Here is a 23584-nt window from a genome sequence, read left to right on the forward strand (position 1 = left end):
CGTGATTACGGTCACCTGACTATTTTCTCAACACAGGAGCATGGAATGGACAAACTGCAAAAGCAGCAACCAAGTCCCGTAGCAGTCATTACTGGAGCATCGGGTGGTATCGGAGAGGCAACCGCACGGGTGCTGGCACAGGCCGGATACCGTGTGTTCGGCACCTCTCGCAAGGCACCGACTCGACCAACCTCAGGCGTGGAACATGTGGCTTGTGACGTGACCAGCGATGACTCGGTCGGGGCCGCGATCGCGGAGGTCCTCGCGAAAGCCGGGCGCATCGACTTGCTGGTCAACAATGCCGGGGTCGGCCTTATTGGCGCGGCTGAGGAATCATCGATCGAACAGGCGAAAGCACTCTTCGATGTCAACCTGTTCGGCGTCATTCGAACCATCAAGGCCGTCCTCCCGGTCATGCGCCGGCAGCGGTCGGGCCGCATCGTCAATATCAGCTCCGTGCAGGGATTTATCCCGGCCCCCTACTTCGCACTGTATGGGGCGAGCAAGCACGCTTTGGAAGGCTACTCGGAATCGCTGGACCACGAGGTTCGGGACTTTGGCGTCAGGGTGGTGCTCGTGGAGCCCGCCTACACGCGCACATCGTTCGAAAGCAATTTGATCCGGGCCGATCAGCCGTTGGGCGACTACGCGTCCGCGCGTTCGAATGCGGAAACCGTGACGCGCGAGGTGATGCTGACCGCCGACTCGCCGGAGGTGGTCGCAAAGGCTGTTTTGAAAGCGGCTACCACGGCGAAGCCGGGCAGCCGGTACACCGCGGGCGGCTTCGCCAGACAAGTGAGCCTGCTGCGTCGTTTCGTGCCGCGGTCCGCGTTCGACAAGAGCTTGCGCAAGCAACTGCGCTTGCCCGTCTAGACCGAGGTGTCCGGTGATGAGCAAACGTACGTGTTAGAGGCGACGGTCACAGACTTTGCCAAGTTGCGGGGCGTGTGGTGATCACATCACATCGCTTCGCGATATGAGTGCTCCCCTCACGCTGAAAACGGTTTGTGTGGCCGCATAACTTTGCTGCGCAAAGTGAGCGTCCACCAAGCCTCGCAGTGCGCTTGCGCGCACCGTGACTGTCATTCGACAGTCACGCTCTTTGCAAGATTACGAGGGGAGAGGCTTGTGTGGCCGCGTAACTTCGCTGCGCGAAGTGAGCGTCCACCAAACCCCGCAGTGCGCTGATCGTCATGAATAAAGTCCGTCGGGGAATCCTTCTGAGATGAATACCTTTCGGCTACTTTTTCTGCGGTTTTTAACCTAGCAAAGTCCGTCGAAGATTTCAGGGCTGAGCAAAGATTCTCGACAACTAAATGAAGTACGTCGAACACATCGCATTGACGCACCTTTACTTGCACTCGATCGGCGATTTGTGGCGGTCAGCCATTGCCACCTCCGGATCCTGCCGGTAACATGCTGGCGATCTCCGTAGCGCGAACAATGTCGAAGAGATCCGCGCTAGAGCACCTAGCTAGTCTGAAGTAATCGCTCTGAGTAGACCATGAAAGAAATTCGCCTCTGCTGGGCCGCACATGTTGTTCATCACGAAGCCCAAGACAAGGACGGCGGACTGTGGACCCCTGCAACCGAGGAGATCCGCCGTGACTATCAGATCGTTACCGACGCCGGCAATGAAGTTTACGGCGCGGGTTCACACTGGATCCAAGAGCGCGAAGCATAGGGTATGCCTATATCTAATGCTTGAACATGCAACCGGTAATCACCTTGAAATCTGATTCTGGTGGTCCGGCCCGAGGATTCACTCCAGACTTCAGCGGAATACAACACTTACGGCGTCTGAAGCGTTCCATCTACAAGTCGGGTTTGCGTCCACGTTGTTATGACATTTTCACAGGGGTACTTTTTGGCTTCCACTTCGTCCAGATCCACACCCAGGCCTGGCTTGTCATTGGCGTAGACATAGCCATTCTTGAACTCCGGGAGTCCGGGAAATACATCCAGCAAAGCAGCTTGGGGGCCTTTCAACTCCTGGATCACGAAATTGGGAGGCTCCGTACCGGACCACTCCTGAACACCGAAATTTCGGGCCGCCAGATCAATATGAATATTTGCCGCATGAGCCAACGGTGACATATCGCCCGGACCATGCCATGCCGTTCTGACACCGAATTGCTCAGCAAAAATCTGCAATTTTCTGCCAGGCGTGATTCCGCCGATTTGACTCAAATGAACCCGGATGTAGTCGATCAACTGCTCGGTGATCAGAAACTTCCACTCGTAAGGGTTGTTAAACAGCTCGCCCTGTGCCAGGGGGATGCTGGTCTTGGCGCGCAGCTGGCGCATCCAGTTGCCTTCTTCCAGCGGGATGGCGTCTTCCAGGAAAAACAGGTCAAACCGCTCCAGCTCGCAGGCGAACTTGATTGCCTCTATGGGCTTCAGACGCTCATGCACGTCATGACAAAGCGCTACATCAAAACCCACTTTGTTGCGAATGCCGTCAAACAAATTGAGCGTGTCACGCATGTATTTTTTGCTGTCCAGGTAGATACCGTCCAGCGCCCCCTTTGGGGCTGTGGATGGTGCCGGTCCATAACCACCACCGCCGTAGCCGCCGCTTTGGCAGCGAATGTGGGTGATACCCTGCTCCTGATATTTCTGGATGTTGTCGCACAGCTCGCTCAGGTCTTTTCCGTCCGCGTGTCGATAGATAGGTACGCCTTCGCGACACTTTCCACCAAACATCTGGTACAGCGGCATGTTGGCCATCTTGCCCTTAATATCCCACAACGCCATGTCCACACCGGAAAGCGCATTGTTTTCAATCGGTCCATTGCGCCAGTAGGCATTCTGATGCACCAGCTGCCATAACTCTTCGATGGCAGTAGCGTCCCGGCCCACCAGAAGCGGCCTCAAGTACTCCTCAATCAAGCACTTCACTGCCAGGTGCCGATAGGAAAAAGTCGCGCACCCCAGTCCATACAGTCCCGCCTGGTTGGTTTCAATTTTCACCACCACAAGGTTGATGCCTTCGGGTGCCGTGAGAATGACTTTGACATCGTTGATTAAGGTCGCCATTTATTTCCGCTCGAGAAAGGACTGATTAGTTGTCGTAAATGTGAAAAATCTGCGTGGTGCTCAATCGAAGTTCAGCAGCACCTTCATCGCCTGCGAGCGATCGGCCGCAAGCGCGAAGGCTCTGGCTGAGTCACGGTAGGAGAGCGTGGCCGAGATCAACGGCTTGACGTCCACCAGTCCCTTGTTGAGCAGCTCCACCGCCGTGGCGAATTCCTCGTGAAAGCGGAAGGCGCCGCGCAGGTCGAATTCCTTGGCCACGATGGTGTTGATCGGCAGCGTCATCTCGCCGCCCAGTCCCACCTGCACGATAATCCCGCGTGGCCGCAGCGCATCGAAGGCGCCGCGCAGTGCCCGTTCGTTGCCGCTGGCTTCGAACAGGACGTCGAACTGGCCCTTGTCGGCTGTGAAGTGCGACAGGCCGTCGGTTTCCTCGGCCACATTGATCACCTGGTCGGCGCCCACCTTGAGCGCCTTGCTCAAGGTGTAGGCACTAATGTCGGTAGCGACGATGTGGGTGGCGCCGGCACGTCGCGCCGCGACAATCGTCAGAGCGCCGATTGGCCCACAACCGATGACCAGCACGCTTTTTCCCAGCAGCGGTCCTGCGCGGCGCACCGCATGCAATGCCACGGAAAGAGGCTCGGCCATCGCGCCTTCGCTGTCGCTTACGCTTGCGGCCAGCCGGTGCGCCTGATGTGTCTCGACCACGATCTCCTGGCGAAAAGCGCCCTGCACATGCGGCGTGCGCATAGCGCTGCCGTAGTAGCGCATGTCCAGGCAGTGGTTCTGCAGGCCCTGCTGGCAGTAGCGGCACAGCCCGCAGGGCTGACTCGGGCTGACGGCGATGCGCTCACCGCAAGCAAAGCCTTTCACGTCCGCACCCACGGCGTCAATAATGCCGGCCACTTCGTGGCCCAGCACCATCGGCTCCTTGACCCGTATGGTGCCGAAGCCGCCGTGCTGGTAGTAGTGCAGGTCGGAGCCGCAAATACCGCCGCAGCGCACGCGCACGCGCAACTGGCCGGAGCCGAGTTCGGGTGTGGGCAGGTTTTCAACGCGCAAATCCCCGGCGGCGTGGATGACAAGGGCTTCCATATGTTTTGCCTTTACGCTGATTTCACTTCTGCAGATTGAGACCGCTCAACAGCTTCTTGAAGTAACTGGACTGGCCGTTCATGAACGTCTGGAACGACTCGCCCTCCATATAGGCCGGCTGGAGGTTGGCACGCGTTAACGCATCACGGAATGCCGGATCTTCCGCCGTCTTGCGGGCCGCATCGCGAAGTAGTTGCACCACTCCTGGCGGGGTGCCCAGCGGCACGCCCAAGCCACGCCATGTACCCACGACGAGATCGACCCCTTTTTCCTTGAAGGTCACCACCTTGTCGTAGGGCGCGGGCAACCTGCGCTCAGCCATCGAAACCAGCACACGGATCTTGCCCGCCTCGACAAACTGGCCAATTTCCGCCGGACTCACCGTGATGGCATCCACATGTCCGCCGACCAGCGCCATGACGCTGGGTGCCGCACCCTGGAACGGCACATGGTTGAAGTGCGCGCCGGTCTTATCTTCGACCGCGGCCGCAGCAAGATGCCAAATCGTTCCGGTTCCCGCGTTGCCCATCGTGAGGCTGCCCTGCTGTTTTCGGGCCTGTGCCAGCAACTCGTCAATGGATTGCCATGGCGCGTCGGCACGCACGGCGATCAAGCCCGGATCACCGTTCAGGCGCGCAATGGGGATGAAGTCGCTCACCGTGGCCTTGGTCATTCCCAGATGCGGAATGATGGCCAGCTCGGAAATCAGTACGGCGATCTTGTAGCCGTCGGGAACTGCCCGCTGCACTTCCGTCATCCCGATACCGCCGCTGGCGCCGGGCTTGTTGCTGACGATGAAAGGCTGAGGAACATACTTCTTGGCGATGTCGGAAAATGCGCGCGCCATCACGTCGGTGCCACCGCCGGCGGATGATGGCACAACGATCTCTATCGGCCGGTTGGGGTAGTCGGCCGCTAACAGGGAAACCGGTGCCAGCGATGTGGCGAAAGCGGCTATAGCGACGGGGAGGAGCCTGCGAGTCAATTTCATATGTGCCTCTGGAGTTGGTAAAAAGACTACAGAACGGCCAGCATCCCGCCGTCGACGTAGATGATCTGTCCGCTGACGTAGTCAGACGCGGCGGATGCCAAGTAGACCGCGGTGCCGGCGAGCTCGTCCGGCCGGCCCCAGCGGCGTGCCGGTGTCCGGGCTTTGACCCACGCGTCGAAGGCCGGGTTCTGCAGCAAGGCGGTGTTCATCTCCGTGGCCATGTAGCCGGGGCCGATGGCGTTGGCCTGGATACCGTGCTCGGTCCATTCGGCGGCCATGGCGCGGGTCAGCATCTTGATGCCGCCCTTGGCCGCCGTGTACGGGCCTACCGTGGCGCGCGCGGCCTCGCTGGTCAGCGAGCCGATGTTGATGATCTTGCCGCCACGGCCGCGCGCAATCATGCGTTTGGCAGCCTGTTTGCCGACGATGAAAGCACTGGTCAGGTTGGTATCGATCACGCGCTGCCAGTCCTTGAGTTCGAGATCGGCCAGGGGCATGCGGTGCTGGATGCCGGCGTTGTTGATCAGGATGTCGACTGCTATACCTTGTTGGTCTAGCGACGCGAACGCGGCGTCGACGGCCGCTTCGTCGGTCACGTCGAACGGCAGGCCCTGCGCGTCGTGGCCTTGGGCTCGCAGCTGGGCCACGGCCTGCGCGACCTGCTCGGTGTTGCGCGCGTTGATCACGACTTTGGCGCCCGCCTCGGCCAAGCCCTGCGCGAATCCGTAGCCCAGGCCGCGGGCGGACCCGGTGATGAGCGCCGTGCGCCCGGTCAAGTCAAACAGTGGGGACATGTGGTTTCCTCAATCAGGTGAAATCGATACGCTGTGCGGCGTGCACAGTTCCGTCGCGCAGGCCGACCTCCCCCAGGCCGGGAAAGCGGACTACGACATCGGCACCCCTGGGCATGGGAATCGCGCCCACCCAGGAGCCGGTGGTGACCACGGTGTGTGCTGCCACCGTATGGCCATGGCGCGTGGCGTGGCGCAGCCAGATCGGCAGCAGCCAAAGCGGATCGCCCAGGGAATAGGCGCCCGTGTTGGCGATCACCGGCGTGCCGCCAAAACGGACTTCGCAGCGTTGGCTCGCCCAGTCGTGCGCGTGCCAGGGCATCCATTCGCCCAGGATCAGCGCGCCATGCGAGCCCTGGTCGGCCAGCCGCAAGGCGGCCGGTGCCTGCAGCCCTTCATCCCAGTGCGAATCGGCGATCTCGATGGCGACGGCCATTGCGTTCACCAGGGCAGGACCATCGGCGTGGCCCAGGCGCTGTGCGCGCTCGGGCGTCACATCTTCGGCGAGGCGCAGCACGATCTCGGCCTCTACAGCGGGCGAGTGAAAGGAAAAATCCGCCAGCGTGTCGCCGGCCACCCGCACGCCCGCAGGCGGCAAGGCCGCATGGCTGAGCACGGAGTCGCGGGACGCCCCGCCCGACTTCCAGTAGCGCGGCCCACCATCGGCAAACCAGCCCAGCGCCTGGGCCACAGCGTCTTGGACGGCATAGGCCTCGTCGTCGATGCTCAGTGCGGCCCGCAGGGGCACGGTCGAGGCCGCTTGGCCGGAACGGCGCGCCGCGACCAGGGCGGCTACGACCGCTTGCGCAGTCGCGGGCAAGGTTGGAGAGGAATGTGCGTTCATGACTTAGGCCAGAGCACGTTGTTCAGTGGCTGGCCGTCCAGCCAACGCTGAATGTTGCCGGCCATGGTCTGCTGGCGCCGGCGCACGGTGCCGGAGGTCCAGCCCGACATGTGCGGGGTCATGAGCAGATTTGGCAGCGACGCGAAATCCAGGCGCGATGGCGTGCACTCGGTCTGGTCGGGCGTCGGGTAGCGGTACCAGGTATCGATGATGGCGCCGCCAATGCGGCGCTGGGCCAGAGCGTCATACAAGGCCTGCTCATCGATCACCGGGCCGCGCCCGACGTTCAGGATCAGAGCATCGGGGCGCATGGCAGCAAACGCCTCCGCCCCGACGATGCCCGTGGTCTGCGCGGTCAAGGGCAGCGAGACCACGATGGCGTCGGCCGATGCCATGAAGGCCGGCAACTGGTCCAGGGTAAAGGCCTGGTCTACGCGTTCATCATGGATGGGGCTGCGGTTGGCCACCGTGACCCGCATGCCGAAGGCCTTGGCCCGTGCCAGGATGGCCTGGGAGATATGGCCGAAGCCGAGCAGGCCCAGAGTCTGCGCGCCCAATTCGCTGCGCAGTGCGGTCGGCCGGCCGGCCCAGTAGGTCCAGCGCTGCTGGCGCAGATCGGCGTCGGCCTGCGTCAGCGGCACATGGCGCTGCAGCAAGGCGGCCATCACGTATTCCGCGATTGCGTGCTCGTGGCCGAAGCAGTTGCACAGCATGGTGCCGTGCGGCAGCAGCGCCGTGTCGATCGCATCCGTACCTGCAGAAGGCGCGTGGAACAGGCCCGCTTGCCGCGGTACCGGCATCTCACGGTTCAGCTTGATGCCGACGATGACGTCAGCGCTCTCGTAGTGTTCGCGCTCGCCGGGGCCGGCCAGCGTGTCGCTCAGATCGATGATCTGGTGCCGTGGGTCGACCAGGGCCTCGAAACCCTGGCGGAAATTGGCGGCGTTCTCGCCGTGAAACACGATCTTGATAGTTTTCATAGGCTGCCGTGGTATCTCGGGTAAAGGAATCGTCATCGTCAATGCAGCGCCGGTACGCGGATGCGCTGCCCACTGCGCTCGAAAAGCACGGCCTCGCCAAGGTCCAGCGAAAGCTGCACAGCTTGGCCGGTGCGCAGATCGCTGTAGCCCTGGACCACGACCATCACGTCGTCACCGCTTTCGCCGTCCTCGCTGTGGGCGGTATTGGCATGGTCGAGCTTGATGCTGACGATGGACTCGGCCCCCACGTGCTCGACCAGTACCACCTGGCCCACCAACACGCCGTTGCCCAGGCCCAGCGCCTGCGGACGGATGCCGAGCAACACATCGCGTGCCGCCTGTTGCCCCAGCGCGGCCAGATGCCCGGGCAGGGGCAGCACCGTCTTGCCGATGACCAGGCCGCGCGGCTCAATGCGCGCTTCGATCAGATTCATCGGAGGCGTGCCGATGAAGCGGGCCACAAAGGTGTTCGCTGGATCGGTGTAGATTTCGCGCGGCGTGCCGAACTGCTGCACCTCGCCGTCGCGCATCAGCGCGATGCGGGTGCCCATGGTCATCGCTTCGATCTGGTCGTGTGTCACGTAGACGAAGGTACCCCCCACTTCACGGTGCAGCTTGATGATTTCGGCGCGCATCGAGGTGCGCAGCTTGGCGTCGAGATTGGACAGCGGCTCGTCCATCAGGAACACATCGGGCTGGCGCACCATGGCCCGACCCAGCGCCACGCGCTGGCGCTGCCCGCCCGACAGCGTGCGCGGGTAGCGGTCGAGCATCTCGGTGAGCGCCAGCGTCTTGGCCGTGCGGTCGACCAGGTCGCGCACCGCCGGCGTCTGCTCGATGCGCCGCTTGGCGAGGCCGCCAATGAGGGGCAGATGGAACCACCAGCGGTGCTCGCGCATGATCAGCGGGAAGGTGATATTGCGCCGCACCGTCATGTGCGGGTACAGCGCATACGACTGGAACACAAAGGCCATGTCGCGGGCGCTGGGCGGCAAGGTATCAACGCGGCGCGCACCGACGTGGACTTCGCCACTGGTGACCTGCTCCAGGCCGGCCAGCATGCGCAGCAGCGTGGACTTGCCGCAGCCCGAAGGCCCGAGCAGCACGAGGAATTCGCGGTCGGCGACGTCGAACGTGATCTGATTCGCGGCCTTCTTGCCGCCAAAGATCTTGGTGACGCCCTTGAGGGAGATGGATGCCATGGTGAATGTCCTTAGCCCTTGACGCTGCCGGCGGTCATGCCGGAGACGACGTAGCGCTGCACGAAAAGATAGAAGATGACGGCGGGCAAGGTGTACATCAGTCCGATAGCCGTCACGGTATGCATGGGGGTGCTCAGCTCGCCCACGAAGCCGGCCAGGCCGACCGAAGCAGTCTGCAGCCCTTGGTCGCTGATCAGCGTCTGGGCGAACACGTATTCGTTCCAGCCATGGAAGAAGGCAATCACAGCCGCCGCGGCCAGGCTGGGCGCCACCAGCGGCAACACCATGGTCAGCACGATGCCCAGGCGCGAGCAGCCATCGATGCCGGCAGCCTCTTCGATATCAATGGGCACGCCGTCGACCGCCCCCTTGAGGATCAGGGTGATCACCGGCACTGTGAACGCCGTGTTGGCCAGGATTAGGCCGGTCAGACTGTTCAGCAAGCCCAACTGGCCGAAGATCGCGTACAAAGGCACGACCAGCATGGCTTCGGGCAGCATCTGCGTAACGAACAACGCCACCCCCAGGATGGCGACCCCCCGCATGCGGTAGCGCGACAGCACATAGGCCGGAAAAATGGCCAGCACGATGCTGAGTCCGGCCGTGCCGAGGGCGACGATGGCGCTGTTCTTCAGCCAGGTACCGACGGCGGTGGCGCTGAAGGCGTGGCCGTAGATCGCCGCTTGCGACCAATCGGGCAGCAGGTGCGGCTTGGGTGCAAACAGGTCCGACGACGAGGTCAGCGAGGTAACCAGCATCCAGTAAATCGGGAACGCGGCCACGCCCAGCAGCGCCAGCACCAGGATCATGCGGAACGCGTGGCTCCAGGACATGGTGCGGCTCATCGCTGCCCCTTGGCGCGCTCGACGCGCTGGGTATAGCGGAAATAGACGATGGTGAGGAGCAGCGCAATCGACAGGCCCACCATACCGACGGCAGCGCCCTGCCCCAGATCGCGGTACACAAAGGCCCGGCGGTATAGCTCGATCACCATGGTGTTGGTCGAACCGATCGGGCCGCCCTGGGTCATGAGCCAGATCAGATCGAAGCGGCGCAAAGACCAGATCGTCAGAAACAGCGCGAGCAGCGCCACCGAAGGCTGGATGGTCGGCCACACTACGGCGCGAAACACGCTCAGCCGGTCCGCGCCGTCGATCACCGCGGCCTCGCGCAGTTCCGAGGACACCCCCTGCAAGGCGGCCAGGATGACGACCGAGGCGAACGGGAAGATCTGCCAGATGGTCGTCAGCAATACCGCGGGCAAGGCCAGCGCCGGGCTGTCAAGCCAGCTCTCCAGGCTAGCCGGCCTGCCGAGCGCGCTCAGCAGATGGTTGAGGATGCCGTACTGGCCGTTGTAGATCCAGACGAAGATCAGCGCCACGGCCACTGGTGGTGCGGCCCACGGAATCGTTACCAGTGCCCGCGCCAGCCCCCGCCCGCGGAACGGTGCGTTGAGCAGCAGAGCGGCCCCTAGGCCCAGGCCGATCGCCGCCACCACGCACACCACGGTGTAGATGGCGGTGATCAGAACAACCTGGCGGAACTCCTCCTGCGTCACCAGATCGATGTAGTTCCGCAGCCCGACATAGGTATGCCGGCCTGGCGACAGCAGCGCGGTAGACGTGAAGCTCAGATAGAACTCCTGCACCAGCGGATAGCCCTGGAACAGCAGCAGATACAAGGCTACCGGTGCGGCGAACCAGTACGGCGTCCAGTCGCGCTCGGTCCTCGGTGGCGACGCGGCGCCAGCCGGAGATGTTGCAGCATGCATGGGAAAGGCCTGCGGTGGGCTGGCTTACTTGCGCAGTACGCGCGACAAGGCCGTACGCTGGGCGTCGTCCATCGCCTTCTTGGGGTCCATGCCACCTTGCAGCACCTTGAGCACCTGCTCCAGCACGATCTGCTGGATCTCCGGCGTCTTGGCCTCCAAGCCCTGCACCAATTGCGGCACGCTGTTCACGGTCTGGTCGTCATAGACCTTCAGCCAGGGCCGCTTGGCCATCATCTCCGGGCTGCGCTCGATAACCGTGGCCACATTGCTGGCACCCAGCAATTCCTGCAGGTCCTTCTGGTTCTCGGGCTGCAATGTCCACTTGATGAAGGCTTCGGCCGCGGCCTTGTGCTTGGTATTGGCATTGATGGTCAGCGCCGTCAACACCATGCCCTGGGCCCGCGTCGGGAATGGAGACGGTGCTGCCGCGAACGCCAATTCGGGCGCCTGCTGGCTGAAGATGCCGGCCACACCGCCGTTGTCGACCTCCATCGCCACCTTGCGTTCCCAGAACATGCGGCGATACGTGGAGGCGTCCGCCCCCTTCGGAATCACACTGGCGTCGTAGATCTTCTTGTAGGCGGCGACGCCCTCAACCACCTTGGGATCGTTCAGGGTCAGATTGCCCTGCGCGTCGCTCCAGCGGCCACCGAAGCCGTATACGAAGTTGCACAGGTCCTGCCAGAAGCCGTTGCCCTCGGCCATGGTGGCGCGGTATGCGTAGCCATAGACACCGTTGCCGGTGGCCGCCTTGGCACTGGCCAAAAATTCGTCAAAGTTCGCCGGCGGCTTGCCGCCCTTGAGCAAGGCCGGGTTGTACAGCAACACGTAGTTGCTGAGCTCGAACGGCACGCCATAGCGCTTGCCGCCCACGATCATGTATTTGTCGGGCTCCGTGAACCTGTAGTTGCCGCCCTTGAGCAGATCGTCCAGCGGCAGGATGCTCTTGCTGTTCACGGCTGCGTAGTAATCGATCGCGTCCATGCGTACGAGATCGGGCCCCGCGCCGCCGCCCATTTGCGTGAAGACTGTCTTGGCAAAGCTCCCGAAAGGAATGGCGATTGGCTGGATTTCAGCGGCAGCCTGGCTCTTGTTGAACTTCTCGACCCAGGCCTTGAGACGCTCGCCGCGGCCGGCCTCGCTGAACGTGACAGCCGCAAAGGTCAACGTCTCCTTCGTTTGAGCGCTGGCTGCCGCTGGCATGCCACCGACGACGAGAGCGCCCGCAAGCGCCACCATACCAGCTGAAAGGCTTGACAGTTTTTTCATGCATGTCTCCATGAATGCGGACACATCGGACCGCGAGTGTTGTTGGAAGTAGCGCACGGTTTCCGTGGCCGATTTGCAAGGCACGAATCGAAGAATACTGTGATATTTCACGAAAATAACTATGGTTTACCCGAATAGTTATTGGAGCTCTTCCTTTTCACGACATGCCCTCCGCCAACCCGTACAGCAAAGGAAAAATCGGCGTGCTATCGATGGAATATCAGGGTATGCTTCCCTTTCCATGAGGTGCGCTGTGCGATGGATGTACCGATGGACCCCATGTATTTGAAAGAGCACTATGGCTTCGCCCTCCCGCCCTCGTCCCCAACTGGTTGCAGCCAATGCTCCCGCGGAGGAAGCGTCTCGCCGCCGCAGCCAGGTCAACCTTTCCGACCAGGCTTACGAGCGGATCGAAGAATTGCTGATCTGCTGCGAACTCCGGCCCGGCCGGTTCCTGGCAACCCATGATCTCCAGGCACTCGTGGGATTTGGCCGCACACCGGTTCACCAGGCCGTCAGCCGCCTGGCGGCCGATACGCTGCTCATCGTTACGCCGCGCCACGGCATCCAGATCGCCCCGATCGACCTGACCCGGGAACGGGTGCTGCTGCGCCTGCGGCGCGACATCGAGCGCTTTGTCATCCGGCTGGCCACGGAACGCTCGGGGGCCTCCCAGCGCAACCAGATGCTGCATATTCGCCGCCAGCTGGTTGAGCACGGCGGCGAGATGACGATCGAGCAATTCAACGTGATCGATAGGCGCATCGACCAGCTTTTCCTGGCGGCGGCCAATGAGCCCTTCGTCGAAAGCACTTTGCGGCCCCTGCACACCATCTTCCGGCGCATCGGCTGGATCTATCACATGCAAACGGCCCACAGCGTCAAGCTGCAACGCACCGTGGACGGCCATATTGCCGTGATCGATGCCGTTGCCAAAGGGCAGGTGGACGCCGCGATCGCAGCGTCAGACGACCTCATGGACTTCGTCGAGAGCATGTTTGACGTCCTGGAGCGCGAGGTTGCCCCAACGTTGCTCGACTGCAGCCTGGATTCTTTCGATGACACTTTCTTGCGTTCGCCACTTTAGCGAATTGCGGGTCCATCGGCTTGATAGAGACTGTCACTTACACCTGTTGAATTGCGCTGAAGTTTGACCCATTGGGGGTGCGGACAATAACTTGGACTTACGGCATAAACCATTCCAAGTTATTGTCCGCATCCCCCAGGTTCTTTATTGAATCCTGACAATTGCATGCCGCCCCAGATCCGTCACTCTACGGTGACGGGTTTGGCTAGGTTGCAGGAGAGGGTTTATGTGGCCGCATAACTTCGCCGCGCGAAGTAAGCGTCCACCAAACCCCGCAGTGCGCTAGCGCGCACCTGTGACCGTCATTCGACGGTCACAGACTTTGCCAAGTTGCGGGGTTTGTCCACATCCGTCCCCCGCGCCACAGCGGTGTGATACGCCAGCAACTGCAGCGGCACCACGTGCAACAACGGGCTCAGCGCGCCATAGTGTTCGGGCATGCGAATGACGTGCAAGCCTTCGCCGCTTTCGATGTGGCTGTCGGCGTCGGCCAGCACATAGAGGACGCCGCCGCGGGCGCGGACTTCCTGCATATTGCTTTTGAGCTTTTCGAGCAGGGTGTCGTTGGGGGCTACCGTCACCACGGGCATGGCGCTGGTGACCAGGGCCAGGGGGCCGTGCTTGAGTTCGCCGGCCGGGTAGGCCTCGGCGTGGATGTAGCTGATTTCCTTGAGCTTGAGCGCGCCTTCGAGGGCGATGGGGTAGTGCAAGCCCCGACCCAGGAAGAGCGCGTTTTCCATTTTGGCGAAGTCTTCGGCCCAGCTGATGACTTGCGGCTCCAGGGCCAGCACGGCTTGCAGGGCGGCAGGCAGGTGGCGCATGGCTTTGAGGTGGCCCGCTTCTTCTTCCTCGCTGAGCTTGCCTTTGCTTTGGGCCAGGGCCAGCGTGAGCAGGAACAGGCCGGCGAGCTGGGTGGTGAAGGCTTTGGTCGATGCCACGCCGATCTCGACGCCGGCGCGTGTGATGTAGGCGAGCTTGCATTCACGCACCATGGCCGAGGTGGAGACGTTGCAGATGGTCAGGGTCTGCGTCATGCCCAGGCTTTGCGCGTGGCGCAGCGCGGCCAGGGTGTCGGCGGTCTCGCCGCTCTGGGTGATGGTGACGACCAGGGTCTTGGGGTTGGGCACCGAGGTGCGGTAGCGGTATTCGCTGGCGACTTCGACCTGGGTGGGGATGCCGGCGATGGATTCAAGCCAGTACTTGGCTGCGCAGCCGCTGTAATAACTGGTGCCGCAGGCGAGGATGAGGACGGAGTCGATGTCCTTGAACACGCGGAAAGCCTGGTCGCCGAAGAGCTCGGGCACTATGCCTTCCACGCCTTCGAGCGTGTCGGCAATGGCGCGCGGCTGCTCAAAAATTTCTTTTTGCATGTAGTGGCGGTAGGGGCCGAGCTCGGCGGCACCGCTGTGGGCCTGCACGGTCTTGACTTCGCGCTGCGCGGGCTTGCCGTCCTTGCCGACGATCCAGTATTTGCCGAGCTGGATGTCGACCATGTCGCCCTCTTCGAGGTAGACGATCTGGTCGGTCACGCCGGCCAGGGCCATGGCGTCGCTGGCCAGGAAGTTCTCGCTCTTGTCCTTGCCGACACCCAGGATCAGCGGCGAGCCGGCGCGCGCGCCGACGACGCGGTGTGGTTCGTCCTTGCAGAAGGCGGCAATCGCGTAAGCGCCGTGCAGCTGCGCGACGGTGGCCTTGAGGGCTTCGAACAGGTCGCCGTCATACAGGCTGTCCATCAGGTGCACGATGACCTCGGTGTCGGTCTGGCTTTCAAAGGCATAACCCTTGGCCTTCAGGCCGGTGCGCAGCTCTTCGTAGTTTTCGATGATGCCGTTGTGCACCAGCGCGACCTTGCCGGGTTTGCTTTGCGATGCGGCGCCGCTGCCGTGGCTGAAGTGCGGATGGGCGTTGTGCACGGCGGGCGCGCCGTGGGTGGCCCAGCGGGTGTGGGCAATGCCGGTGCCGCCTTCGAGTTTGTCGGCGCTCACTTGCTCCTGCAGTTCGGCGACGCGTGAGGTGCTGCGCGCGCGCTTGAGGCCGTCGGCATAAACGGCGACGCCGCAGGAGTCATAACCGCGGTATTCGAGGCGCTGCAAACCCTGCACCAGGATGGGAACGATATTTCGGGTCGAAACGGAAGCAACAATGCCGCACATGGGGAGGTCTCCTGAAGAACGATGTGTGGATGCTACGTGCTTGAGATTTTGTTATGTGATTGATTTTCATCTATTTATGGAATTTAATTTCACATATCCTTGTTGATTGAATTTAATTTCATTTAAAGTTCAATCATGGAACAAATAGCACTCGATGAGACAGACCTCAAGCTGCTGGACAGCCTGCAAACCGACGCCTCGCTGAGCAACCAGGCCCTGGCCGAGCGGGTCCATATCTCACCGCCCACCTGCTTGCGCCGCGTCAAGCGCCTGCGCGATGCCGGGCTGGTGGAGCGCGATGTGGCGCTGCTCAATGTCGACAAGCTGGCTGCGATCACGGGCCACGGACTCACAGCACTCGTGGAAATCACACTGGAGCGGCAAGGCGCCGAGCAGCAAGAGGCCTTTGAGGCGCGCGTGGTGCTGGACGAGGCCGTGCAGCAGTGCTACCGCGTCTCGCCGGGTCCGGACTTCATGCTGGTGGTGCACGTGGCCGACATGCCGCGCTACCTCGCGCTGGCGCAGCGGCTGTTTACCAGCGATGCGAATGTGCGCAATGTGAAGGCCTTCTTCAGCACCCGGCGCGCGAAGTTTGCGCCGCGGGTGTTGCTGGCGCCTTAAGCCGTAGTGCCCTGCTGCTTCGCCAGCGCCTTGGGATTGAGCGCGGGCTCGCCGATCTTGACCAGGGTGTTGCGGTCGGTGTGGTCAAAGGGCTGGTCGCGGCCCTCTATCTGCAGCACCGTGGTCTGGAAGTAGGACCAGCTGCCGTCGGCATTGAGCGTGACGGCAATGCGCCAGGCCAGCGTGGTGAAGGCGTGTTCGATAAAGGGGTTGGAGACGATGCCATTGGTCAGGCTGCCGCGCTCGGAGACCAGCTCGAACTGCGTGGCATCGGCGGCGACCTTGCCGCTGGCCATGGCCACCTGGCCGCGCGGAATCGCGAGCGTGTGATACACGGTGCTGGTGGCCGGCTCCCACAGCCAGTAGCCGACCTGGTCGTGGTAGGTCTTGGTAAAGCCGGGCTTGTGGATAAAGGTGTGGTAACGCAGGCCGTAGAGCGCCTGCGGGCCGTTGGTTTGCGCGTCTATCGGGTGCAGCTCATAGCGCTCTATATAAGCTTGCGTCTTGGTGCCTGTGGCCACGGGTTTGACGTCGGCGCCGCGCGCGCCCTCCCAGATGCCGGCCATGGCGCGCAGCGGACCCAGGTTGGCCAAGGTGTCGGGGTCGACCTCGGGTTCGGTGTAGATGTCTTTGGGGAAGGTGTCGTTACTCATAGTGAATGTCCGGGCAAGGTCAGGCGGTCTTTTTGGTTTGTTTGAGCAGGCCCCAGGCCATGCCGGCCAGGGCCAGCACGCCCAGCAGCAGGATGCCCCAGAGCACCAGGCTGCGCGTGGGCAGGCCCTCGGCTGGCGGCGCGGCGGCCACCAGCGGGCCGGCGAGTACTGCGCCGCCGCTGGCCTCGGCCTTGGACACATCGGCCCGCGCCAGGGGCAGCGTGTTTTCCTGCGAGGGCTGGTAGTTCGGGATCAGGCTGGCCATGGGCAGGAAAGCACCCGCGGCACCGGCCGGGCCCGCCAGCCCGGCGGCCAGCGTGAACGGGCCCTGGCCGCTGGCCAGGAACACGACTTGCGCGGGCTCGAACTGCAGGCTGATCTCGGGCGCGGCGGCAAAGCCCGGCGTCTTGGCGTCGGCTTCTATCTTCACTTCGCGCACCGAGGCGCCTCCTATCTCCACCGGGCCGCTGGCCTGCTCCTTGCCGGCCGTGCCCAGGCGATACACCACCGTGGTGGCCAGCAGGGCCCAGGGCTGCTCGCGATGGTTGCGGCCCAGCACGCGGATCGGCACCAGCACATTGCTGCCCTGCGGCGTGATTTTGAGCGCGGCCACCGGCGTGGCAAAGGGCAGCGTAAACGCCAGCTCGTGCGCGTTGGTGAGTGCGGGTGCGGCCATGCTCGCGCTGACGCGCTGGCGCACGGCGGTGCTTTGCGAGGTGAGCAGCGTGGCGCCGCGCACGGTGACGGCGGCGGTGCCCCAGCTGATGCGCAGGTAGTGGTCCTTGAGCTCGGCCATGGCCAGGTCCAGGCGAGAGTCGCCCAGGCTGGCCGCGGAGGCCGAGGCATCGGCGCGGTAGAGCACGGTGCCGGCCAGCGAACGCCAGCTTTTGAGGTCCTTGCTGGCCTGCACATTGAAGCTGACGGGCTGGCCGACAGGCAGGTCGGCGTCCAGCGTCATGCCGGCCGCGGGCTCGCTGAGCTTGCGTACATCGATCAGCGCGCCCAGCACTTTTTGCGGCCCGGCCGCGGCGGTGGTGGTACCGCCCGTGTTCAGTTGCACCACACGTTTGCCCTGGCGCTCTTCGATGCGCAGCGACAGGCCTTCCAGCCCGGCAGCGGCAGCGGACTCCGCGCCCAGGATGGGATAGGCGGGCAGCTTCACGCTGTGCTCCTGCGTGGAGGTCTGCGTCGGGACGCTGGCCAGCGCCATGGGCACGGGCTGGCCGGCGGCGTTGAAAAGGCGCAGGTCGGCATAAGCCGCGTTTTGCAGCCGCACCAGCGCCTCGGCCGGCAACAACAGGCGCTGCAGCGGGGCGTCGGCCGGCGTGACGGGAATGCGGATGGCATAGGACTTCGCATTGCCGGCGTCGGACGGATCGGCCGCCAGCAGCGGCATGGCCAGCCCCGCCGAGAAGGCGAGTGCCAGCAGGCGGGCGTATGGATATGTCTTCATGGCAGGGCCTCTTCTTTCATATCTTGGGCATCCGGCGCCGCGACCGGCTGCGCCTTGGGCGGCAGCGGCGCGAAGTAGCCGACCACCAGCATCAGCACACCGACCACGATGAAAGCGATGATGCGTTCAGCGCCGCCGGCGTTGGACAAATCAATGAGCAGCAGCTTGAGCACCACCAGGCCCAGCAGGCCCGCGCCCACCAGCCACAGCGGCCGCTGCACGCGGCGGTGCGCCAGCACCATCAGGGTCAGCGCCAGCAGGGTCCACAAAATCGCATAGCCCGTCTGCACCACAAAACTTTCGAACAGCGCGTCGGCATCCCAGCGCACACCGAAGAAGTGGTGGGCGACGCGCAGCCAGACGGTGTTGACCGCGATAAACACCAGCAGGGCCAGGGCCACCAGCGCATTGCGGCCCGTGGCCCAGCCCGCGCCGGCCGGCGGCGGCGCGGCCGTGACCAGCACGCGGCGCCAGAACACCAGCGCACCCAGCGCGAGCGCCAGCGTGAGGTCGGTGGGGTTGAGCAGCGGGATGTAAGGCAGGGGCGCGGTGTGGCCCGAGGAGTGCACGGCAGCAAGCAGCGTGCCCCAGAAGACCAGCACCACCAGCGGCAGGGCCGCCAGCCAGTAGTAGGCCTGCGCATGCGGATTGAGCGGCCAGGCGAAGCCCTGGCGCTGCGCCTGCCGGTTGGCCTTGCCGGCCCAGGTGGCCAGCAGCATGAGCACCGCGATGGCGCTGACCAGCAGCACCACGCCGGCCCAGGAGGTGCGCCAGAGTTCGGCCTTGCCTATGCCCGACCACAGGCAATCGGCCAGCAGCACCGTGACCAGCCAGGCGCCCGCCGCATGCAGAAAGCCGAAAGGCGATGCGCGGCCTTCGCCCCCGGGCGAGATGGGGGCCTGCGCCAGGCGGTCGGTCTGCCGCAGCATCCAGTAGTGCAGCACCAGCACCACCGGCCAGACGGCCCAGGCCGGCGTGGCCAGCACGCGGTAGCCTTCGCCGGTCTGCGCCAGGTAGCCCAGCGCCAGCACGGCGACGCTGACGCGCGCGGGCCAGGTCGCGACCGGCCATTGTTTTTTGAGGCCCAGCAGCATGGACAGGGCCGCGCTGGCGACCACGGCCAGCATCATGAGCAGGCCGGTGGTGCGCTCGCTGAAAACGTGCAGGGGCATGGCGTCGGCTTCCAGGGCCGGCACGCGGCGGGCAATCTCAAGCAGCCAGCCCAGGCACCAGAAGAAAAAGCCGTAGAGGTAGACGGGCACGCTGAGCTGTGCCTCCACACCCGCATAGCCCTTGGCCCAGGATGACTCGCTGTGCGGTAAGGGCTTGCGCAGCCACCAGGCCAGCTGCAGCGCGGGCAAGGCAATCAGCATCGCGCCTATAAAAGCCGGGTTGCCGAAAGGAATGGCGTACACATGGTGGCCCAGGCCGCCGGCCGCGCCATCGAGCCCGCCGAGGAAGGCCATGGCCGCGACGCCCTGCAGCAGCAGGCCGAAGGCGCGCGCCATCCAGCGCGCCTGGCGCATGCCGACCCAGAAGGCGCCCGCGCCCTCGAGTGCCCAGACGGCCGAGGTCCATTGGGCATCGAGCGCCAGCGGCACGGCCAGCGTGGCAAAGCCCACGCCCACGGCGATGAAACATTCAATCAGCAGGCGGTAGCCGGCCAGCGCGCGCCGCGCCAGCAGCATGGCCGCCAGCAGGTACAGCGCGGCAAAGCCCAGCGCCGAGAAGGCCGTGCCCAGCTCCATGCCGCGCACCAGCCCGGCCTGCAGGCCGAAGCCCGCCAGCGGCGTGCCGAACACCAGCATGGTGTCGACCGCGTTGCCCAGGCGGGTCGGCGTGTTGCGCGCATACAGGATGGCGGTGAACAGGTAGATCAATACAAAGCCGATGAGAAAGGGCTGCGCGCTGGCGTAGTGCGCGGGCGCGTACTTGAGCACACCCCAGGCCGTGGCCACGCCGAAGGTGGCGACAAAGCCGACCACGTTGAGGACGCGCCAGGAGCGCTTGTAGGCGATGAACAGGATGGCCAGGTTGAGCACCGTGTAGTAGCTGAAGAGGCCCACATGGCTGCCCTGCCCGGTCGACAGCAGCAGCGGCGCGGCAAAGCCGCCGGCAAAGGCCGCCACCGCGAGCGCGCGCGAATCCTGCAGCAGCGCCAGCGCGCAGCTCAGGCCGCAGACGATGATCATCAGCGCGAACGCCGGCAGCGGCTCCAGCAGGCCGTAGAGGCGGAAAGCCGCGAAGACGGTGAGGTACATCACCGCCACGCCGGCGCCCTGCAGCGCGAGCGCGAAGCCGGGCTTGTCGTGGCGCTTGCGAAAGCCCACGGCCAGCAGCGCGATGGCCGCCGCGCCTATGGCCGCCAGGCGCAGCTCCACCGGGAACAGCCCGGCCGAGGCGGCATAACGCGCGAGGAATGACAGGCCTATGAACAGGATGACCAGGCCCACGCGAACAATGGTGTTGCCGCCCAGGAACCAGTTTTTGGCGGCGAGCAGGGCCAGTTCCACAGCGTTGGGTTCGGCCGGTTTGTAGGCGGGCCGTGCAGCGATGGTGGGGACGGCGGGCGCTGCGGCGGCTTGCGCGCGCGGCAAGCCATTGGGGGCGAGGTCCGGCGCCTGTGCCGTTTCGTTGTCGGCGGCGCTGGCCGGTGGCGGGGGAACGGGAACAGGCTGCGGCACCGAGGCCGCCGGTGCGTGGGCTTCTTCAATACTCGGGGGCACGGCCGAAGCCTGGCGCGCAGCGGGTGCGGCCGGCTGCGGCGCTTTTTTCCAGGCGGCGTGCACTTCGGCCCGCACGGCCCAGCGCAGCGACAGGCCGGCAAAAAAGCCGAGGAAAGCGCCCAGGAAAACGCCGGCATCGCCATAACCCGGCCAGAACCAGCCCAGGATGGCGCCCCACACAATGCTCCAGATGATCATGGCCCAACCCCTCCCCTTTTATGGATGGGGCTGATAGTACTTGATGGGGTCGGCGCGCCTCAGACGCCGACCGGGGCGTCGCGAAGGGCCCGGGCTTTGCCGGCAGGGGCCGGCTTGGGCCCGGCCTGTGCACGTGCCCGCTCGCGCGCGGTCTCCCAGAAGGCCCGCGCCAGCGGCGAGAGTTTGGCCACGTCCAGGCAGGCCAGGCCCACGGTGCGCGGCTGCGCGGGCAGCAGCGGCCGGTAGACCACACCCTCGGGCGCATCGGGCAGCGCCAGGCGCGCGGCGACCGAGACCGCCAGGCCCCGCTGCACAAACTGCAGGATGGAGATGATCTGGGTGAAGTGGTAAAGCACCTTGGGCAGGGTGATGTTTTTCTGCAGGATGGGCACGATGACCGGGCCGCAGCCGGCTTCGGTCAGTACAAAGTCCAGGCCGTTGAGCGCGCTGACGGGCACGGCCGGGTGCGCGGCCAGCGCATGGCCGGCGGGCAGGATGGCGACAAACTCGTCCTGCACCAGCGGCAGCACTTCAAAACGCTCGTCGGGCACCACAACAAAACCCAGCTCCACGCGCTTTTGCAGCAGCCACTCGTCAATGACCTCATCGCTTTCCTCCTCGATGCGCACCTGCGCGCCGGGGTGGGCCTGCTTGAAGGCGGCCAGCAGCGGCGGCAGCAGGTTGACGGTGGAAGTCGGGCCGAAAGAGCCTATGCGCAGCGTGCCGGTCTTGAGTTCTTTTGCGTCGCCCAGCTCCTGCGCCATGGTGGCGGCCAGCGCCGTCATCTCGCGGGCGCGCAGCAGCAGGCGCTCGCCGGCGTCGGTCATGGACACGCCGGAGGCATCGCGCAGCGCCAGCTTGACGCCGAATTCGGTCTCCAGCGCACGCAGCGCATGGCTGACGGCCGACTGGGTGGTGCCCAGGCGCATGGCCGCGCGCGAGAAGCTGCGGCATTCGTCCAGGGTGATGAGTACTTCGAGTTGGGCCAGGGTCATGGTGTTTCAAAAATACAAGACGGTGTGCGGGATAAAAAAGAAGATCAGAACAAGCTACGGACACTCAACAAGGACTCAACAAAGACTCAACGAGAGTCAACAAGACAAAGGTGGATGCCGTAGATGCACAGGCTCGAAGATGAGTAAATGCTCATTTGATAGTGAGCAATTTAACAATTAATCTCATACATCAATTTACCCGATTCGCCGCTTTCCACCAAATACCCACCCCCAGTACCCGCTTCCCCACCCATGACCACCGCCTCCCCCTCCGCCACCCTGCCCACCGCTTCCACCGCACCGGCTTCGCCCACACTCGCAAACGGCAAGCTCTGGAGCCTGTATTTGCGCCTGACCTGCGTGCCGATTCTCTGGGGCGGCACCTTTATCGCAGGGCGTGTGATCTCGGCCCACCTGCCGCCGGCCACCGCGGGTTTTATCCGCTTTGTGTTCGCCACCCTGGCCTTGCTGGCGACGCTGCATTTCACCGAAGGCCTGCGCGCCATCACGCGCATCACGCGGCGCCAGCTGCTGGGCACCATGGCGCTGGGTGCAACCGGCATCTTTGCCTACAACCTGCTGTTCTTCACCGCGCTGTCGGTGCTGCCGGCCGGGCGCACCTCGCTGATCATTGCGCTCAATCCGGTGGTCACCTTGCTGATTGCCGCCGCGTTGTTGGGCGACCGGCTCTCGGCCACGCGCTGGCTGGGCGTGGCCCTGGCGCTGCTGGGCGTGTGGGTGGTGGTGACGCGCGGCGACCTCTCGCAACTCGTGCAGTCGCTGGGCAAGGGCGAACTCGCGATGTTCGGTGCCGTCTGCGCCTGGGCCGTCTACACTCTGGTGGGCCGCAAGCTGCTGCAAGGCCTGTCGCCCGTGCTGGCCACGCTGTGGGCGGCGATATGGGGCACCTTGTTTTTAGGCCTGCTGGCCCTGCGTGACATCCACCAGGTGCACGCCGCATCGTTCACACCGGAAGTCTGGGCCGGCCTGGCTTTTCTTGGCGTGCTCGGCACGGCCGTGGCTTTTGTCTGGTACTACGAAGGCCTGCGGCAGTTGGGTGCTGCACGCACAGTGGTGTTCAACAACCTGGTGCCGGTGTTTGGGGTGTTGTTGGGGTGGCTCATCCTCGGTGAGCCCCTGAGCGCCAGCCTGCTGGCCGGCGGGGCGCTTGCGATTTTTGGGGTGTTTTTGGTTAATCGCGTGAAGTAGGGTTTGCCGAGTCTTGCTTCGGCGAGCGCGCTCTTCCCCCTCTTCCTCTCTTCCCTCTTCTTAGTTCTGCTGGCCGGGTCTCGCCCCGGCGGGCGACCTACTTTCTTTTGCTTCGCCAAAAGAAAAGTAGGCAAAGAAAAGGCGACCCGCAGTCTGGGTCCCTCCGCTTCGCTGCGGGCAACCTGCGGTGCTCGAGTCAAGCGGGGTCTCGCTCGAACTCGCTACGCTGCGCTTCGCTCAGACAATCGCGAGCCCTGATCCGCTTGCCTCTGCGCTCCTCGGCCCAGCCAGGACGGGGAAGTCCAAATACAAGAAAACCAAGACCAAATACAAACAAGGACACGCCATGGCGTGTCCTTGTTTCTTCAGGTATTCGGGATTTTGTCTTCGGCTGTTTGGTATTTCTGTCTCCACCCCCTTGTGGATGCGCCGAGGAGCGCAGGGCCAGACGGATCAGGGCAAAAACTTGTTTGAGCGAAGCGAGTTGTTTTTGACCCCGTCTGGACC

General features: G+C 63.8%; 20 protein-coding genes. 5 read left to right on the forward strand and 15 right to left on the reverse strand.

Annotated features, from left to right (window positions below; genetic code table 11):
• Positions 1-45 precede the first annotated feature (45 nt).
• Both ACEN9P_RS07660 and ACEN9P_RS07665 read left to right on the forward strand, forming a co-directional pair.
• A complete protein-coding gene (locus ACEN9P_RS07660; protein ID WP_495621598.1) occupies positions 46-873 on the forward strand; it encodes an oxidoreductase in 828 nt (275 codons plus the stop codon).
• Between the two features lie 631 nt (positions 874-1504).
• The gene (locus ACEN9P_RS07665) at positions 1505-1684 is read left to right on the forward strand and encodes a hypothetical protein (RefSeq protein WP_495621599.1); all 180 of its coding nucleotides are present in this window, start codon (positions 1505-1507) and stop codon (positions 1682-1684) included.
• Positions 1685-1791: 107 nt separating this feature from the next.
• Here ACEN9P_RS07665 and ACEN9P_RS07670 read toward each other — a convergent pair whose 3' ends face one another.
• The 10 genes from ACEN9P_RS07670 to ACEN9P_RS07715 are packed head-to-tail and all read right to left on the reverse strand — an operon-like array spanning position 1792 to position 11982.
• Positions 1792-3039: an enolase C-terminal domain-like protein gene (locus tag ACEN9P_RS07670; RefSeq protein ID WP_495621600.1), complete on the reverse strand. Its 1248-nt coding sequence runs from the start codon at positions 3037-3039 to the stop codon at positions 1792-1794.
• Positions 3040-3099: 60 nt separating this feature from the next.
• Positions 3100-4134, reverse strand: coding sequence for an L-idonate 5-dehydrogenase (locus ACEN9P_RS07675; protein ID WP_495621601.1), 1035 nt, complete (start codon positions 4132-4134; stop codon positions 3100-3102).
• 22 nt (positions 4135-4156) lie between these two features.
• Complete coding sequence (locus tag ACEN9P_RS07680; protein ID WP_495621602.1) at positions 4157-5125, reverse strand: Bug family tripartite tricarboxylate transporter substrate binding protein; 969 nt, start codon at positions 5123-5125, stop codon at positions 4157-4159.
• A gap of 26 nt (positions 5126-5151) precedes the next feature.
• On the reverse strand, positions 5152-5919 hold the full coding sequence (locus tag ACEN9P_RS07685) for an SDR family oxidoreductase (protein ID WP_495621603.1): 768 nt from the start codon (positions 5917-5919) through the stop codon (positions 5152-5154).
• Positions 5920-5932: 13 nt separating this feature from the next.
• Positions 5933-6760, reverse strand: a complete 828-nt coding sequence (locus ACEN9P_RS07690; RefSeq protein ID WP_495621604.1) for a 2-keto-4-pentenoate hydratase — start codon at positions 6758-6760, stop codon at positions 5933-5935.
• Positions 6757-7740, reverse strand: a complete 984-nt coding sequence (locus ACEN9P_RS07695) for a 2-hydroxyacid dehydrogenase (RefSeq protein WP_495621605.1) — start codon at positions 7738-7740, stop codon at positions 6757-6759. The genes ACEN9P_RS07690 and ACEN9P_RS07695 overlap by 4 nt, the downstream gene beginning before the upstream one ends.
• 38 nt (positions 7741-7778) lie before the next feature.
• On the reverse strand, positions 7779-8942 hold the full coding sequence (locus ACEN9P_RS07700; protein ID WP_495621606.1) for an ABC transporter ATP-binding protein: 1164 nt from the start codon (positions 8940-8942) through the stop codon (positions 7779-7781).
• Positions 8943-8953: 11 nt separating this feature from the next.
• Entirely contained in the window at positions 8954-9775 is an 822-nt protein-coding gene (locus ACEN9P_RS07705; protein WP_495621607.1) for a carbohydrate ABC transporter permease, read from the reverse strand.
• A gap of 8 nt (positions 9776-9783) precedes the next feature.
• Positions 9784-10713, reverse strand: coding sequence for a carbohydrate ABC transporter permease (locus ACEN9P_RS07710; protein WP_495621608.1), 930 nt, complete (start codon positions 10711-10713; stop codon positions 9784-9786).
• Between the two features lie 24 nt (positions 10714-10737).
• A complete protein-coding gene (locus ACEN9P_RS07715; RefSeq protein WP_495621609.1) occupies positions 10738-11982 on the reverse strand; it encodes an ABC transporter substrate-binding protein in 1245 nt (414 codons plus the stop codon).
• A 298-nt stretch (positions 11983-12280) separates the two neighbouring features.
• Here ACEN9P_RS07715 and ACEN9P_RS07720 point away from each other — a divergent pair, with 298 nt between their 5' ends.
• Positions 12281-13069 (forward strand): GntR family transcriptional regulator, encoded by a 789-nt coding sequence (locus tag ACEN9P_RS07720; RefSeq protein ID WP_495621610.1) that lies wholly within the window; start codon positions 12281-12283, stop codon positions 13067-13069.
• A gap of 302 nt (positions 13070-13371) precedes the next feature.
• Here ACEN9P_RS07720 and glmS read toward each other — a convergent pair whose 3' ends face one another.
• On the reverse strand, positions 13372-15222 hold the full coding sequence (glmS, locus tag ACEN9P_RS07725; RefSeq protein WP_495621611.1) for a glutamine--fructose-6-phosphate transaminase (isomerizing): 1851 nt from the start codon (positions 15220-15222) through the stop codon (positions 13372-13374).
• A gap of 135 nt (positions 15223-15357) precedes the next feature.
• Between glmS and ACEN9P_RS07730 the strand changes: the two genes are divergently transcribed.
• Positions 15358-15843 carry an Lrp/AsnC family transcriptional regulator gene (locus ACEN9P_RS07730; RefSeq protein ID WP_413327826.1) on the forward strand — a complete coding sequence of 162 codons (486 nt, stop codon included), beginning with the start codon at positions 15358-15360 and terminating at the stop codon, positions 15841-15843.
• Here the strand turns inward: ACEN9P_RS07730 and ACEN9P_RS07735 are convergent.
• The 4 genes from ACEN9P_RS07735 to ACEN9P_RS07750 are packed head-to-tail and all read right to left on the reverse strand — an operon-like array spanning position 15840 to position 21868.
• Entirely contained in the window at positions 15840-16496 is a 657-nt protein-coding gene (locus ACEN9P_RS07735) for an FABP family protein (RefSeq protein WP_495621612.1), read from the reverse strand. The two genes, ACEN9P_RS07730 and ACEN9P_RS07735, sit on opposite strands and share 4 nt — an antisense overlap.
• 19 nt (positions 16497-16515) lie before the next feature.
• Positions 16516-17949 (reverse strand): DUF3999 family protein, encoded by a 1434-nt coding sequence (locus ACEN9P_RS07740; RefSeq protein WP_495621613.1) that lies wholly within the window; start codon positions 17947-17949, stop codon positions 16516-16518.
• Positions 17946-20873 carry a DUF2339 domain-containing protein gene (locus tag ACEN9P_RS07745; RefSeq protein ID WP_495621614.1) on the reverse strand — a complete coding sequence of 976 codons (2928 nt, stop codon included), beginning with the start codon at positions 20871-20873 and terminating at the stop codon, positions 17946-17948. The genes ACEN9P_RS07740 and ACEN9P_RS07745 overlap by 4 nt, the downstream gene beginning before the upstream one ends.
• Before the next feature lie 59 nt (positions 20874-20932).
• Entirely contained in the window at positions 20933-21868 is a 936-nt protein-coding gene (locus ACEN9P_RS07750) for a LysR family transcriptional regulator (protein ID WP_477662830.1), read from the reverse strand.
• A 252-nt stretch (positions 21869-22120) separates the two neighbouring features.
• On the opposite strand from ACEN9P_RS07750, the gene ACEN9P_RS07755 reads away from it, so the two are divergent.
• Entirely contained in the window at positions 22121-23077 is a 957-nt protein-coding gene (locus ACEN9P_RS07755) for a DMT family transporter (RefSeq protein ID WP_495621615.1), read from the forward strand.
• The last annotated feature ends 507 nt before the right edge of the window (positions 23078-23584 follow it).

The sequence above is a fragment of the Polaromonas sp. Polasp52 genome (assembly GCF_059491565.1).